The organism is Microbacterium sp. AC215 (assembly GCF_979258645.1).
On sequence record NZ_OZ409869.1, the window covers coordinates 3,491,979 to 3,505,776 of the forward strand.

General features: G+C 68.3%; 14 protein-coding genes and 1 tRNA gene. 11 read left to right on the plus strand and 4 right to left on the minus strand.

What is annotated here, in order from left to right; all coding sequences use genetic code 11:
* Positions 1-5 precede the first annotated feature (5 nt).
* Positions 6-755, plus strand: a complete 750-nt coding sequence (locus tag ACZZZF_RS17015) for a phosphoglyceromutase (protein WP_053097313.1) — start codon at positions 6-8, stop codon at positions 753-755.
* 61 nt (positions 756-816) lie between these two features.
* Here the strand turns inward: ACZZZF_RS17015 and phoU are convergent, their stop codons facing one another.
* Complete coding sequence (gene phoU / locus ACZZZF_RS17020) at positions 817-1,515, minus strand: phosphate signaling complex protein PhoU (protein WP_053097311.1); 699 nt, start codon at positions 1,513-1,515, stop codon at positions 817-819.
* Positions 1,516-1,736: 221 nt separating this feature from the next.
* Between phoU and ACZZZF_RS17025 the strand changes: the two genes are divergently transcribed.
* Complete coding sequence (locus ACZZZF_RS17025; RefSeq protein WP_072591611.1) at positions 1,737-2,954, plus strand: sensor histidine kinase; 1,218 nt, start codon at positions 1,737-1,739, stop codon at positions 2,952-2,954.
* Positions 2,951-3,634: a response regulator transcription factor gene (locus tag ACZZZF_RS17030; protein ID WP_053097307.1), complete on the plus strand. Its 684-nt coding sequence runs from the start codon at positions 2,951-2,953 to the stop codon at positions 3,632-3,634. The genes ACZZZF_RS17025 and ACZZZF_RS17030 overlap by 4 nt, the downstream gene beginning before the upstream one ends.
* Before the next feature lie 91 nt (positions 3,635-3,725).
* Here the strand turns inward: ACZZZF_RS17030 and ACZZZF_RS17035 are convergent, their stop codons facing one another.
* Positions 3,726-4,262 carry a DNA modification methylase gene (locus tag ACZZZF_RS17035; RefSeq protein WP_083569359.1) on the minus strand — a complete coding sequence of 179 codons (537 nt, stop codon included), beginning with the start codon at positions 4,260-4,262 and terminating at the stop codon, positions 3,726-3,728.
* A 136-nt stretch (positions 4,263-4,398) separates the two neighbouring features.
* Between ACZZZF_RS17035 and ACZZZF_RS17040 the strand changes: the two genes are divergently transcribed.
* The 6 genes from ACZZZF_RS17040 (at position 4,399) to ACZZZF_RS17065 (ending at position 9,953) form a co-directional block, all read left to right on the plus strand.
* Positions 4,399-4,881, plus strand: coding sequence for a CarD family transcriptional regulator (locus ACZZZF_RS17040; RefSeq protein ID WP_053097304.1), 483 nt, complete (start codon positions 4,399-4,401; stop codon positions 4,879-4,881).
* A 73-nt stretch (positions 4,882-4,954) separates the two neighbouring features.
* The gene (gene ispD / locus ACZZZF_RS17045) at positions 4,955-6,154 is read left to right on the plus strand and encodes a 2-C-methyl-D-erythritol 4-phosphate cytidylyltransferase (protein ID WP_463499962.1); all 1,200 of its coding nucleotides are present in this window, start codon (positions 4,955-4,957) and stop codon (positions 6,152-6,154) included.
* A 91-nt stretch (positions 6,155-6,245) separates the two neighbouring features.
* Complete coding sequence (locus ACZZZF_RS17050) at positions 6,246-6,836, plus strand: short chain dehydrogenase (protein ID WP_056279884.1); 591 nt, start codon at positions 6,246-6,248, stop codon at positions 6,834-6,836.
* A gap of 61 nt (positions 6,837-6,897) precedes the next feature.
* Positions 6,898-8,301, plus strand: a complete 1,404-nt coding sequence (gene cysS, locus ACZZZF_RS17055; RefSeq protein WP_463499688.1) for a cysteine--tRNA ligase — start codon at positions 6,898-6,900, stop codon at positions 8,299-8,301.
* Positions 8,294-9,301: a 23S rRNA (guanosine(2251)-2'-O)-methyltransferase RlmB gene (rlmB, locus tag ACZZZF_RS17060; RefSeq protein WP_053097298.1), complete on the plus strand. Its 1,008-nt coding sequence runs from the start codon at positions 8,294-8,296 to the stop codon at positions 9,299-9,301. The genes cysS and rlmB overlap by 8 nt, the downstream gene beginning before the upstream one ends.
* A 10-nt stretch (positions 9,302-9,311) precedes the next feature.
* Positions 9,312-9,953, plus strand: a complete 642-nt coding sequence (locus ACZZZF_RS17065; RefSeq protein WP_363521387.1) for an NAD(P)-dependent oxidoreductase — start codon at positions 9,312-9,314, stop codon at positions 9,951-9,953.
* Positions 9,954-9,955: 2 nt separating this feature from the next.
* Here ACZZZF_RS17065 and ACZZZF_RS17070 read toward each other — a convergent pair whose 3' ends face one another.
* Both ACZZZF_RS17070 and ACZZZF_RS17075 read right to left on the minus strand, forming a co-directional pair.
* Complete coding sequence (locus ACZZZF_RS17070) at positions 9,956-11,260, minus strand: DUF4032 domain-containing protein (protein ID WP_463499690.1); 1,305 nt, start codon at positions 11,258-11,260, stop codon at positions 9,956-9,958.
* A gap of 81 nt (positions 11,261-11,341) precedes the next feature.
* A complete protein-coding gene (locus tag ACZZZF_RS17075) occupies positions 11,342-12,445 on the minus strand; it encodes an ABC transporter ATP-binding protein (protein WP_053097292.1) in 1,104 nt (367 codons plus the stop codon).
* Between the two features lie 229 nt (positions 12,446-12,674).
* On the opposite strand from ACZZZF_RS17075, the gene ACZZZF_RS17080 reads away from it, so the two are divergent.
* The gene (locus ACZZZF_RS17080) at positions 12,675-13,643 is read left to right on the plus strand and encodes a DsbA family protein (protein WP_053097290.1); all 969 of its coding nucleotides are present in this window, start codon (positions 12,675-12,677) and stop codon (positions 13,641-13,643) included.
* 42 nt (positions 13,644-13,685) lie between these two features.
* Positions 13,686-13,758: transfer RNA gene (locus ACZZZF_RS17085), tRNA-Thr, on the plus strand.
* Positions 13,759-13,798 lie beyond the last annotated feature (40 nt).

Genomic DNA, 13,798 nt, shown 5'->3' on the forward strand with positions numbered 1-13,798 from the left:
GGGCCATGACTTCGAAGCGCACCCTGATCCTGCTCCGTCACGGCCGGAGCGAGTGGAACGAACTGAACCTCTTCACCGGATGGGTGGACGTCCGCCTGAACGAGCAGGGCCGGAACGAGGCCCGCCGCGGCGGCGAGCTCCTGGCCGAGGCGGGCATCCTGCCCGACGTGCTGCACACCTCGCTGCTCAGCCGTGCGATCCAGACCGCGAACATCGCGCTCGACGCGGCCGACCGTCTGTGGATCCCGGTCACGCGCTCGTGGCGCCTCAACGAGCGTCACTACGGCGCTCTGCAGGGCAAGGACAAGGCGCAGACGCTCGAGGAGTTCGGCCCGGAGCAGTTCCAGCTGTGGCGCCGTTCGTTCGACGTGCCGCCGCCCGTGCTCGACGACGACAGCGAGTTCAGCCAGGTGAATGACGTGCGCTACGCCGGCATCGACGGCGAGGTGCCGCGGACGGAGTCGCTGAAGCTCGTCATCGATCGCCTGCTGCCGTACTGGGACGACGCGATCGTCCCCGACCTCGAAGCAGGCAAGACGGTCCTCGTCACCGCGCACGGCAACTCGCTGCGCGGCCTCGTGAAGCACCTCGAGGGCATCAGCGACGATGACATCGCCGAGCTGAACATCCCCACCGGTATCCCGCTCGTGTACGAGCTCGACGAGAACAACGTCCCCACCGGTCCAGGCCGCTACCTCGACCCCGAGGCTGCCGCCGCCGGTGCTGCCGCCGTGGCAGCGCAGGGCAAGAAGTAACACCGCAGACGAAGGGGGCGGATGCTGACAGCATCCGCCCCCTTCGTCGTGTCATCGGCGCTCAGGCGTGGCCGAGCTCCTGCTGCTGCTCGACCGCGAGGGCGATGTCCTCCTCCTCGATGCGCCAGTCGCCGGTCGCCAGGTAGATGACCTTCTTGGCGACCGCGACCGCGTGGTCTGCGAAGCGCTCGTGGTAGCGGCTGGCGAGCGTCGCGTCGACCGTCGCCGTGGCCTCGCCCTTCCAGTTGTCGCTGAGCACCTTCTCGAAGACGCTGGCGTGCAGCTCGTCGATGTCGTCGTCGGTGTTGCGGATGGTGTCGGCCAGCTTCAGGTCCTGGGTTCGCAGCAGCTCGGAGAGCGTGCGCGAGATCTCGACGTCCAGCTCGCCCATCTTCGTGAAGGTGCCCTTGAGGCCCTTCGGGATCGCGCGCTCGGGGAAGCGCAGGCGCGCGAGCTGGGCGATGTGCTCGGACATGTCGCCCATGCGCTCGAGCGAGGCGCTCACGCGCAGCGCGGTGACGACGACGCGCAGGTCTCGCGCGACCGGCTGCTGGCGGGCGAGGATCTCGATGGCCTGCTCGTCGAGCGCCACGGCCAGCGCATCGATCTTGGCGTCATCGGCGATGACCTCTTCGGCCAGCTCGACATCGCTCGTGGCGAAGGAGCGGGTGGCCTTGTCGATGGAGACCGTGACGAGGTCGGCGATCTCCACGAGCTGGGACTGCAGGTCCTCGAGGGACTGATGGAAGACTTCGCGCATGTCGGCGCAACCTTTCGTTCGGGTCTCGGCTGTGGTGTCAACGCGAGACGGCCGGGCCGCTCGCACGAGAGGAGAGCACAGCGCTCCCGCACAGGCCCGAAAGCGATTGTCTGCTCCGAAGGTTAACGAACGGTGCCCAGCACGTGAATAGTACTTCTCGCCGTGGCTCAGGGGCGGGCGAACCCGCCGATCCGCGGGTGAACGCACTCTACGCTGGGGTTATGACCTTGCCGCAGATCGCGCTGCTCGCGTTGGCCGTCGGCCTCGTGATCGGCGTCGGCCTCTCCCTTCTCGTGGCCTGGGCATACCGTGCGCGGGCGCGCGTGGCCGATGAGACCTCGCTCGTGGTCCCGGAGGGTGTGACCGCCGTGCTCGGCAGCATGGACGATGCGGCATGCGTGGTCGACTCCTCCGGACTCGTGCTCGCCGTCTCGAAGGCGGCGACCAGGTTCGGCATCGAGGTGGGCGCACCCCTGGAGAACCCCGAGCTGCGTCAGCTCGTGCGTGGCGGACGCATCGAGGGCAGTTCGGCGACCGAGTCGCTGCGCATCACGCGCGGCGGGCTCAGCCTCGATCCACGGCTCGTGTCGGCTCGGGCGAGCGCCATCAGTCCGCGCATGACGCTGCTGATCATCCGCGACGTCACGGAGCAGGAGCGCCTCGACCAGATGCGCCGAGACTTCGTGGCGAACACCAGTCACGAGCTCAAGACCCCTGTGGGAGCCGTCACTCTGCTCGCCGAGGCCATCGAATCGGCGGCCGATGACCCTGCTCAGGTGCGCCACTTCGCGACCCGGATCTCGGCCGAAGCCGCACGTCTCGGTCAGCTGACCGGTCGGATCATGAGTCTCTCGAGACTGCAGACCGACGATGCGCTGTCCGATGTGCGGCCCGTCTCGATCGACGAGGTTCTCGCCACCGCGCTCGAGGCGCACGTCGTGCAGGCCGACTCCGCCGGGGTCGAACTCGCCCGCGGTGGCGATCGCGGAGTCTGGGTGCGCGGCGACTCGCAGATCCTCATCGAGGCCTTCGGCAACCTCATCGCCAACGCGATCGTCTACTCCCCGAAGGGATCGCGCGTCGGCATCGGTGTGAAGGCCGATGAAGGGGTGGTCGAAGTGGCGGTCTCGGACCAGGGCATCGGGATCGCGGAGGCGGATCGGGAGCGGATCTTCGAGCGCTTCTACCGGGCGGACGAGGCGCGGTCCCGCCGCACCGGCGGAACGGGGCTCGGACTCTCGATCGTCAAGCATGCGACACAGCGCCACGGCGGCGAAGTACGCCTCTGGTCGCGCCCCGGACGAGGCTCGACCTTCACCATCAGGCTTCCGAGGATCGACGCTCCCCCGAGCATCGACAAGGACCAGAAGAACAAGAAGAAGCGCGAGCGCAAAGCGGCCAAGGCCGCTGCTCGCGTCCGAAACGGAGAGAACGCATGACCCGCATCCTTCTCGTCGAAGACGAGCCCGACCTCGCCGACCCGCTCGCCTACCTCCTGCGCCGAGAGGGGTACGAGGTCGAGATCGCCGAGGACGGTCCAGGGGCGCTGGCCGCCTTCCGCGAGCGCGGCGCCGACGTCGTGCTCCTCGACCTGATGCTGCCCGGCATGCCGGGCACCGAGGTGTGCCGGCAGATCCGCTCGACCTCGGCGGTGCCGATCATCATGGTCACGGCCAAGGACTCGGAGGTGGACATCGTCGTCGGACTCGAGCTCGGCGCCGACGACTACGTCACAAAGCCGTACTCTTCCCGCGAGCTGCTCGCCCGGATGCGCGCGGTCCTTCGTCGCGTGGTGCAGGCCGACAGCGAGCTCGACGAGCGCGTGCTCGACGGGGGACGCGTCTCGCTCGACATCGATCGCCACACCGTCTCGGTCGCCGGACAGCAGATCAACATGCCTCTGAAGGAATTCGAGCTCCTCGAGGTGCTGATGCGCAATTCAGGTCGAGTGCTCACGCGCGGTCAGCTGATCGACCGCGTGTGGGGGAGCGACTACTTCGGAGACACGAAGACGCTCGACGTGCACATCAAGCGGATCCGCTCCCGCATCGAAGAGAACCCGGGGGAGCCCGTCATGCTCGTCACGGTTCGCGGTCTCGGGTACCGCTTCGAGGGCTGACGCAGTCGTCGGACGGCACGCCCGTCCCCATGACGGAGAAGAGGCCGGCACCCCGCAGGGTGTCGGCCTCTTCGTCAGCGTATGCGCCAGCTCACTCCGCCGGAGCGGGGGCAGCCGTGTCCGTGGGGGCCGGCTCGGGCGTCGGCGTCGACTCCTGCTCCGTGGGCACGAGGTCGGCGTAGTACGGCAGAGTGCCGTCGAGAACGGGAACCTGAGTCTTCGTGCCGGCACCGTCGCCCGACTGGAAGTGGATCTCGATGGTCGCGCCGGGCATGGTGTCGAGTCCGTCGATGCGCAGCGGCTCCTCGTCGGCACCGAAGCTGACGGTCTTGCCCGCGGGCACGGAGACGGTGAACGGCTCATCGGAGCCCGACACGGTCATCGTGAGCGTCGCCTTGTCGGCGGTCGGGTTGACCACGGCGCCGATGAAGTTGCCGACCGATCCGTCTTCGTTCGCGACGATGAAGGCATTGCGCACGTCGATGGGGCCGTCGGAGTCCGAGACGTTGACGCCGTCGGAGGCGGAGTATTCGATCGTCGTCGCCTGCGGCGAGATGAACGTGCAGCCCGTCGCGCCCAGAAGAACGAGGGCGCTGATGGCGGCAGACGCAACAAGGCGCGATTTCACGGGTCCTCCTGAGGTACGACGGGATATCCGCGTCCCATTCTATGCGCATGCGGGGCACCGCCCGAGGACGCGGCGGCGCGAACCTTAGCGCATGTCCCCTGTGGTATCCTTGAGGTTGCCGAAAGGACAAGTTTTTATGCTTTTTGAGGTTGGCGAAACTGTCGTCTATCCGCACCATGGCGCTGCGACCATCATCGAGGTCAAGGAGCGCATCATCAAGGGTGAGGCGAAGAAATACCTGAAGCTCAACGTGACCCAGGGGGACCTCATCATCGAGGTGCCTGCGGAGAACGTCGATCTGGTCGGGGTCCGCGATGTCATCGGCCGGGAGGGGCTCGACAACGTGTTCGAGGTGCTCCGCGCTCCGTTCACCGAAGAGCCCACGAACTGGTCTCGTCGTTACAAGGCGAACCTCGAGAAGCTCGCCTCCGGCGACGTGATCAAGGTGAGCGAGGTCGTCCGCGACCTGTGGCGTCGGGATCAGGACCGCGGTCTGTCGGCCGGTGAGAAGCGGATGCTGGCGAAGGCTCGTCAGATCCTCATCTCGGAGCTGGCTCTGGCGGAGAAGACCGACGAGGACAAGGCGAGCGCGCTGCTCGACGAGGTCCTCGCTTCCTGAGCGGATCGAGACAAGGCGGGTGCTTCGGCATCCGCCTTTTTTCGTGCGCGCCGGTAACGTGAACCTGGTGAGCATGCTTCCCGTCCCTGACACCGCGATCATCGTCGTCGCCGCCGGCTCCGGCACGCGACTGGATGCCGGAGCGCCCAAGGCGTTCGTCGGCATCGACAGCCATTCGATCCTCCGCCACGCGCTCGACGGCGTCTTCGCGGCGGGGCCCGCCCAGGTCATCGTGGTCGCCCCCGCAGGGTTCGAGGGCGACGCGGAGACCGAAGTGCGTGCTGCGGCCGGCGATCGCGTCGACCTCGGCAGGGTCGTGACGGGCGGAGAGACCAGGCAGCAGTCGGTCGCCGCCGGTCTGAAGGCCCTGTGGGGAAACGTCACGCGAGTTCTCGTGCATGACGCGGCGCGCGCGCTGACCCCGCCGGAAGTGATCGACGCCGTGGCCCGGGCGATCGACGGCGAGACAGGGGTCATCCCGACGCTCCCCGTCGTCGACACGCTCAAGCGGGTCGACGGAGTCGCGGTCATCGCGCCGGTGGATCGCTCCGAGCTCGCGGCAGCGCAGACGCCGCAGGGCTTTCCGCGCGCCCTTCTCGAGGCCGCCTACGATGCTGCGAGCGGCTCGGACGTCGAGTACACCGATGATGCGGCGCTGTTCGCCGCCGCCGGACATCTCGTGCGTCAGATCCCGGGTTCGCCCAGCGGATTCAAGATCACCACGCCCGCCGACCTCGAGCGCGCCCGCCAGCTGCTGGCGGCTGTCGCCATTCCGGCACCCGAGCTCGCCCCGACGTGGACGGGACCCCGGGTCGGCCTCGGCACCGACGTGCATGCATTCGGCGGAGACGGGAACCTGTGGCTCGCCGGCCTGCAGTGGCCGGGGGAGCCGGCGCTCTCCGGGCACTCCGACGGCGACGCCGTCGCTCACGCGATCGTGGACGCGCTGCTCGGCGCTGCAGGGCTCGGAGACATCGGCGAGCACTTCGGCACCGCACACCCCGAGTACGCCGGCGCACACGCGGACGTCTTCCTCGCCCGCACCCGGGAGATCCTCGCCGAGGCGGGCTTTGCGATCGGCAATGTCTCGGCGCAGTTCCAGGGCAATCGACCGCGCTTCAGCACGCGACGCGCGGAGGCGGAGCAGGTCCTGTCGACCGCGCTCGGCGGCGCGCCGGTATCCGTCACGGCGACCACGACCGACGGACTCGGGTTTCCCGGGCGAGGCGAGGGGATCGCGGTGACGGCAGTCGCGATGGTGCACGCGATCTGACAGGCGTCACGGATTGCGCGGGAATGTCTCAGCATCCGCGCTCGTTGTCGGAGAACGTCGTGCGATCGTCGCACGATCCGGAGGAGGCAGCATGAGGATCCTGGTCATCGGAGCCAGTGGACAGGTCGGCCGCACGGCCGTCGACGCGTTGGCCGGACACGAGGTCATCTCGGCGTCGCGCAGCAGCGAGCCGTCCGTCGATGTCACCGACTCGGCGTCGGTGGAGCACCTCTTCGCCTCGGTCGGACAGATCGACGCCGTGATCGTCGCCGTGGGAGAGGTGCCCTTCCGCTCGCTCGACGAGCTGAGTCGGAGCGACTACGAAGCGGCTTTCCGCGGCAAGGTGCTGTCGCAGCTCGACGTCGTGCGCATCGGCACGTCGTATGTGCGCGACGGCGGCTCGATCACGCTGACCTCCGGCATCCTCTCGCGCGAGCCGATCGCCACCGGCGCCGCGGCGTCGCTCGCGAACGGAGCCATCGAGTCCTTCGTCGTCGCCGCGGCGACCGAGCTGCCCCGCGGCATCCGCATCAACGCCGTGAGCCCGTCGGTGCTCGCGGACGCACCGTCGTATCACTCGTCGTTCCCCGGCTTCGTGCCCGTGTCGTCGCACCGCGTGGGGCAGGCCTTCGCGAAGAGCGTGCTCGGCGTGCAGACCGGGCAGGTCTACCCGGTCGACTGAGCGGCGGCAGGGCCGGGGTCACACCCAGTCTTCGGATTGCGCCGCCCGGTAAGCTTGTGCGGTGACTCTCCGCCTCTACGACACCCGCGCACAGCAGCTGCGCGACTTCGTGCCTCTCGATCCCGAGAACATCACGATGTACGTCTGTGGAGCCACCGTGCAGTCCGGCCCTCACATCGGTCACGTCCGAGCGGCGCTGAGCTTCGACCTCCTGCGGCGCTGGCTGACTCACCGCTACGGCCGCGTCACGTTCGTGCGCAACGTCACCGACATCGACGACAAGGTGCTCGTCAACGCGACAGACGTCGAGCCGTGGTGGGCGCTCGCATACCGCATGGAGCAGGAGTTCACCGCCGCGTATGCCGGCATCGGCATCCTGTCCCCGACTTATGAGCCGCGCGCGACGGCGTCCGTCCCGCAGATGCAGGAGCTGATCGCGATCCTCATCGAGCGCGGCCACGCGTACCCTGCACCGGACGGTTCCGGCGACGTCTACTTCGACGTCCGCTCGTGGACGGAGTACGGGTCGCTGACGAACCAGTCCGTCGACGCGATGGAGGCGGCGGAGGATGCCGACCCTCGCGGCAAGCGCAACCCGCAGGACTTCGCGCTGTGGAAGGGTGCCAAGCCCGACGAGCAGGCGGATGCCGTGTGGCAGTCGCCCTGGGGCGCAGGTCGCCCCGGCTGGCACATCGAATGCTCGGCGATGTCCAAGCGCTACCTCGGATCCGAGTTCGACATCCACGGCGGAGGCCTCGACCTGCGCTTCCCCCATCATGAGAACGAGCTCGCCCAGTCGACCGCGGCCGGAGACGGCTTCGCACGCTACTGGGTGCACAACGGCCTCGTGACGGTCGGCGGACAGAAGATGTCGAAGTCTCTGGGCAACTTCACCCTGGCGAGCGACGTGCTCTCGGAGCGGGATCCGCAGGTGGTGCGCTACGCACTCGCCGCCGCGCACTATCGCTCGAGCCTCGACCTCTCGGAGTCGTCGTGGACCGAGGCAGAGGCGGCACTCGGCCGCATCCGCACGTTCGTCGAGCGCGCTGAACGCATGCTTCCGAAGACCTTCGGCTGGGGGGAGCGCACGCCGCTGCCCGAGGCGTTCGCCACCGCGATGGATGACGACCTCGGCATCCCGCAGGCGCTCGGAGTCCTGCACGACACCGTGCGCGCGGGCAATGCGGCGCTCGACGCCGGTGATGCCGACGGCGCCGGGACGGCGAGGAGCGAGGTGCTCGCGATGCTCGACGTCCTCGGATTCGAGCGCGCGGGTGTCGCGTCGACGGGCGATGCGCAGGCCTCTGCTCTCGACGCGCTCGTGCAGACGATGATCACCCAGCGCGCGCAGGCGCGCGCTGACAAGGACTGGGCGGCGGCCGATCGCATCCGTGATGCGATCGCCGCGGCAGGAATCACGCTGGAGGACTCTCCGGCCGGAACTCATTGGAGTATCGATGGCTAAGCCACAGCGCCCCGGCGCAAGCAACGGCAAGAAGAAGGGCCCCACCAAGGGCACCGGCGGACTCGGACGCAAGTCCCTCGAGGGCCGCGGACCGACCCCGAAGGCGGAGGACCGCGCGTGGCACCCGGCAGGCAAGCGCAAGGCCGCGGCCGAGCGCTATGCGGCATCGGGTGGAAAGGGCAAGCCGGGGCAGCGTCAGACGTCCGGCGGAAACCCGAACCGCTCGGCCCGCGCGAAGGACAACACCACCGAGGTCGAGGTCGTCACCGGCCGCAACTCGGTGCTCGAGGCTCTCCGGGCGAAGATCCCCGCGTCGGCGTTCTACATCGCGCAGCGCGTCGAGATGGATGACCGCGTCAAGGAGATGCTGTCGATCGCCACCCACCGCGGAATCCCGGTCCTCGAGGTCACGCGTCAGGAGCTCGACCGCATGGCCGGCTTCGACGGAGTCCACCAGGGCGTCGCCGTCAAGGTGCCGCCGTACGAGTACGCGCACCCGCAGGACCTCCTCGAGGCCGTCATCGACAAGGGCGAGGTCCCGCTGTTCGTCGCCCTCGACGGCATCACCGACCCCCGCAACCTCGGCGCGATCATCCGCTCGACCGGTGCGTTCGGCGGACACGGCATCATCCTGCCGCAGCGTCGTTCGGCCGGTGTGAACTCGGCAGCCTGGAAGACGAGTGCCGGTGCTGCGGCACGCGTGCCGGTCGCGCTGGCGACCAACCTCACCACGCAGCTCAAGGAGTTCAAGAAGCAGGGCGTCTTCGTGCTCGGCCTCGACGGCGACGGCGACGTCCTGCTGCCCGAGCTGCAGCTGGCCGACCGCCCCGTCGTGATCGTGACCGGTTCAGAGGGCAAGGGCCTCTCGCGTCTGGTCGCCGAGACCTGCGATCAGATCGTGTCGATCCCGATCTCGGCCGTGACCGAATCGCTCAACGCCGGCATCGCGACCTCGGTCGCGCTCTACCAGGTGTCGTCCATCCGCAACGCGAAGAAGTAGGGGAGAAGTCATGGCTCGGATCGTCGTGCTCGGAGGAACCGGCTACGCCGGACGCCACATCGTGTCCGAGGCGGTGAGCCGCGGCCATGACGTGATAGCGATCTCACGCAGCACGCCGACCGATGCTGTCGACGGCGCCTCGTACGTGCAGGGCTCGGCGCTGGACGCCTCGTCGCTCGCGAACGCCTTCGACGGAGCGGATGCCGTCGTCTCGGCCCTCTCCCCGCGTGGCGACATGGCGGACCGCGTGCTCGAGGCGCTGACGAACGTCATCGCGGAGCTCGCCGATACGAGCACCCGTCTCGGCGTGGTCGGCGGCGCCGGTGGAAGCCTGGTCGCCCCGGATGGCCCGCGCCTCTTCGACCTCGACTTCCCTGAGGAGTACAAGCACGAGGCACAGGTCGGCATCGACTCGCTCGCACTGCTCCAGAGCACGGACCGGTCGCTGGACTGGTTCTTCATCCACCCGGCCGAGGTCTTCGGACCCTGGGCCGAGGGTGAGCGCACCGGTCACTATCGCGATGGTGGAGATGTGCTCGTGCGTGACGCCGAGGGCAAGTCCTTCATCTCGGGGGCGGACTTCGCGGTCGCGGTGGTCGACGAGATCGAGCGCCCGGTGCACCGTCGCGGACGCTTCACGGTCGGGTATTGACCTCAGACGAGGTCGCGCCAGTCGACCTCGTCGTCGTCATCGGCGACGGAGTGCGTGCCTGTGATGACGGGCAGGCTCATCGTCTCGGTGGGCGGGCCCATGATGGTCGCCTCGTCGCGGCGGTGGCGCAGCACCTCGTTGATGTAGCTCGTGAGGACCTCGGCGAGCGGGACTGAGCGTCCCTGCGCCTGAGAGAGATACCACCGGTGCTCGAGCACCTGGTGGAACACCTCTGCGGGTTCGAGCTTGGCGCGCAGCTCCCAGGGGATCGCACGCACCACGGGCTCGAACACGCGGGTCAGCCATTCGTGCGCGTACATCTCCTCGTCGACCCACTGCTTGGTCGAACGGGCACGGAACTCGTCGAGATCGTTGAGCAGGCGGCGGGCCTGGTTCTCCTCGACGTCCAGGCCCGTGAGGCGGATCAGGCGGCGCTGGTGGTGTCCGGCATCCACCACCTTCGGCTGGATCTCGACGACCGTGCCGTCGGAGGTCGTCGACATCGACATCTCGTCGATGTCGAATCCGAGGGCGTTGAGGCGTTCGACGCGCTCCGTGATGCGCCAGGTCTCCGCCGCGGCGAAGGACTCCTGCACCGTCAGCTCCGCCCACAGCGAGTGGTACGACGAGACGATGCCGTCGGCGATCGAGACCGCGTCGACGCCGTGCTCGAGCCGTCCGCCGGCCGCGAGGTCCATGATCTCCCCGGCGATGTTGGTGCGGGCGAGGTCGAGGTCGTAGAGGCGCTGCCCGTCGGTGAGCCCCTCCTCGTGCAGTTCACCGGTCTCGGCGTCGACGAGGTAGGCCGCGAAAGCGCCGGCGTCCCGGCGGAAGAGCGTGTTCGAGAGCGAGACGTCGCCCCAGTAGAAGCCGACGTTGTGCAAGCGCACCAGGAGCACCGCGAGGGCGTCGACCAGGCGATTCGCCGTGTCGGGGCGCAGCACCCGGGTGAAGAGGGCGCGATACGGCATGGAGAAGCGCAGGTGCGAGGTGACCAGCGCGGCGGGGAGCGGCTCGCCGGCGGCATCCGATCGCCCCGCGATCACGGCGACGCGGTCGACGCAGGGCACATCGAGCCTGGCCAGGTTGCCGAGCATCTCGTACTCGCGCCTCGCCATCTCATCGGTCGTCTCTTTGACCGCGACGACCTTGCCCGAGAGGTCGGCGAAGCGCACCAGATGCCGCGACAGCCCCTTGGGGAGCGACACGATCTGTTCGGACGGCCACTTGCCGAGGGGGGTCGACCAGGGGAGGGCGAGCAGGGCCGGGTCGATCGAGCTCGCCGTGATCCGCAGCGCATCCTGCATGTCTCTCCAGTGGGTCGGGGCGGAAAAGAAAGAAGCGGCGCGGGCGACCGAAGTCAGCCCGCGCCGCGTCAGTGGGTCCGATCAGGCGGAGACGATCGGCTTGTCGTTCAGACGAACGCCCGACTCGATGTCGAACGCGTGCACGTGGCCCGCGTTCGCCGCGAGGGTGACGGTCTCACCGGCGTTGGGGTGGCTGCGACCGTCGACACGTGCGACCAGGTCGGCGCGCTTGCCGTTGATCTCGGTGTGACCGTAGAGGTAGCCGTCAGCGCCGAGCTCCTCGACGAGGTCGACGACGACCGAGAGGCCCTTGCCGTCGGCGGGGCCGACGGTGATGTCCTCCGGGCGGACGCCGACGGTGACCTGCGAGCCGTTGGCGCGGCCCACGGTGTCGCGGTCGAGCGGGACGACCTCGGTGCCGAAGCGCACGCCGCCGTCTGCCAGGTCTGCGCTGAACAGGTTCATCGCGGGCGAGCCGATGAACCCGGCGACGAAGACGTTCTCGGGCTTCTCGTACAGGTCACGCGGCGAACCGACCTGCTGGAGGAGTCCGTCCTTCAGCACGGCGATGCGGTCGCCCATGGTCAGAGCCTCGGTCTGGTCGTGCGTGACGTAGACCGTGGTGACGCCGAGGCGGCGCTGCAGCGACGCGATCTGCGTGCGCGTCTGGACGCGGAGCTTGGCGTCGAGGTTCGACAGCGGCTCGTCCATGAGGAAGACCTGGGGCTGACGGACGATCGCGCGACCCATCGCGACACGCTGACGCTGACCACCCGAGAGGGCCTTCGGCTTGCGGGTCAGGTACTCCTCGAGGTCGAGCAGCTTCGCGGCCTCGAGCACGCGGCTGGCGCGCTCTTCCTTGCCGACGCCGGCGATCTTGAGCGCGAAGCCCATGTTCTCGGCGACCGTCATGTGCGGGTACAGCGCGTAGTTCTGGAACACCATCGCGATGTCGCGGTCCTTCGGCGGCACGTCGGTGACGTCGCGGTCACCGATGAGGATGCGGCCGGCGTTGACCTCTTCGAGGCCGGCGAGCATACGCAGCGAGGTGGACTTTCCGCAGCCGGAGGGGCCGACGAGAACGAGGAACTCGCCGTCAGCGACCTCGAGGTTGAGCTTGTCGACAGCCGGGCGGGTTCCGCCGGGGTAGAGGCGGGTGGCCTCGTCGAAAGTCACAGATGCCATTGTGTTTCTCCTTCACCGGCAGGTACGTGCCGGACGATCCGTAGTGATAGAGCGGCGGAGCGATCCGCCGTGACCCCTCATCGGGTCGGGATCAGTATGGCAGATGCCCGTGCATCTGGGTATTTCTCAGCCTGGCTGGTTAACATCGATCTCGGCCGCTTAACGCGGCGTTCGCCGCCCGAGTGGCGTCCGGGGCCACCCTGCCCCCCTGAGACTGTCTAGAGGAACGATGTCGAGCGACGAGACGCCGAACGTCCCCAGCCCTCGCAATTCGCGTGAGGTCGTGCGGGAGAAGGCACAGAAGGTGCATGCCCAGCAGTCGAGGGCGCGCGTGATGCGACGAATCATCCTCGGGGCGATCGCCGTCGTCGCCGTCGGCGCCATCGGCACCGCGATCACGCTCGCCGTCTCTGCACAGGTCTCGAAGCCGCAGCTCACCCCGGGCGGGATGAACGACGACGGCATCCTCGTCTCCGACATCAGCGCGTCCGCGATGTCCGACGAGACGGTCGCGCCTCCGAGCCCGGAGGAGACCGAGGCGGGTGGCGAGACGACGCCGACCCCGGAGCCCACCACGTCGAGCACGGTCGACATCCACATCTACGTCGACTACCTGTCGCCGGATGCCGGTGAATTCGAGCGCGCCAACGCGCGCCAGCTCGTCAACTGGATCTCGGAGGGTGCGGCGACGGTCACCTACCACCCGGTCGCGCTGCTCACCGCGAGCTCGAACGGCACCAAGTACTCCCTGCGTTCGGCGGCGGCCGCGGCCTGTGTCGCGACGCACTCGCCGGCACAGTTCTACGCGTTCAACCACGACCTGCTCGATGACCAGCCCGAGGTGAACACCGACGGCTTCTCCGATTCTCAGCTGGCCGACATCGCCGGCGCGGTCGGCTCGGACAACGTCAAGAGCGTCCGGTCGTGCATCGAGGATCAGGACTACGTCACCTGGGCGAAGGAAGCCACGTCCCGTGCGCTGGAGGGCCCGCTCGTCGGTTCGGACGACCTCGTGCTCACTGCCGCGCCCATGATCGTCGTGAACGGCGAGGCCTACGTCGGCGCCCTCGACGACCCGAGCGAGTTCTCCCAGTTCGTGCTCACGGTCGCAAGTGACGCGTACTACGCCACCGAGACTCCCACTCCCGCGCCGACCGAGACCACGGAGCCCGCACCCTCGGAGACCCCGGCGCCGTAGTTCGTCGGTGCCCGCCGCCCATCGCTAAGCTGGGGGGTGTCCGCCGACTTGGCGCAATTGGTAGCGCACCGTACTTGTAATACGGGGGTTGCAGGTTCGAGTCCTGTAGTCGGCACAAGAAATCCCAGTTCATAGCGAAGAAAACCGCCCCGGTT

Excerpts from the sequence above, each read along its gene's own strand:
- ACZZZF_RS17015 (WP_053097313.1), top strand. The coding sequence starts at position 6 with ATGACTTCGAAGCGCACCCTGATCCTGCTCCGTCACGGCCGGAGCGAG.
- ACZZZF_RS17080 (WP_053097290.1), top strand. The coding sequence starts at position 12,675 with ATGTCGAGCGACGAGACGCCGAACGTCCCCAGCCCTCGCAATTCGCGT.
- ACZZZF_RS17040 (WP_053097304.1), top strand. The coding sequence starts at position 4,399 with ATGCTTTTTGAGGTTGGCGAAACTGTCGTCTATCCGCACCATGGCGCT.
- phoU (WP_053097311.1), bottom strand. The coding sequence starts at position 1,515 with ATGCGCGAAGTCTTCCATCAGTCCCTCGAGGACCTGCAGTCCCAGCTC.
- ACZZZF_RS17050 (WP_056279884.1), top strand. The coding sequence starts at position 6,246 with ATGAGGATCCTGGTCATCGGAGCCAGTGGACAGGTCGGCCGCACGGCC.
- rlmB (WP_053097298.1), top strand. The coding sequence starts at position 8,294 with ATGGCTAAGCCACAGCGCCCCGGCGCAAGCAACGGCAAGAAGAAGGGC.
- ACZZZF_RS17025 (WP_072591611.1), top strand. The coding sequence starts at position 1,737 with ATGACCTTGCCGCAGATCGCGCTGCTCGCGTTGGCCGTCGGCCTCGTG.
- ACZZZF_RS17075 (WP_053097292.1), bottom strand. The coding sequence starts at position 12,445 with ATGGCATCTGTGACTTTCGACGAGGCCACCCGCCTCTACCCCGGCGGA.
- ispD (WP_463499962.1), top strand. The coding sequence starts at position 4,955 with ATGCTTCCCGTCCCTGACACCGCGATCATCGTCGTCGCCGCCGGCTCC.
- ACZZZF_RS17030 (WP_053097307.1), top strand. The coding sequence starts at position 2,951 with ATGACCCGCATCCTTCTCGTCGAAGACGAGCCCGACCTCGCCGACCCG.
- ACZZZF_RS17065 (WP_363521387.1), top strand. The coding sequence starts at position 9,312 with ATGGCTCGGATCGTCGTGCTCGGAGGAACCGGCTACGCCGGACGCCAC.
- ACZZZF_RS17070 (WP_463499690.1), bottom strand. The coding sequence starts at position 11,260 with ATGCAGGATGCGCTGCGGATCACGGCGAGCTCGATCGACCCGGCCCTG.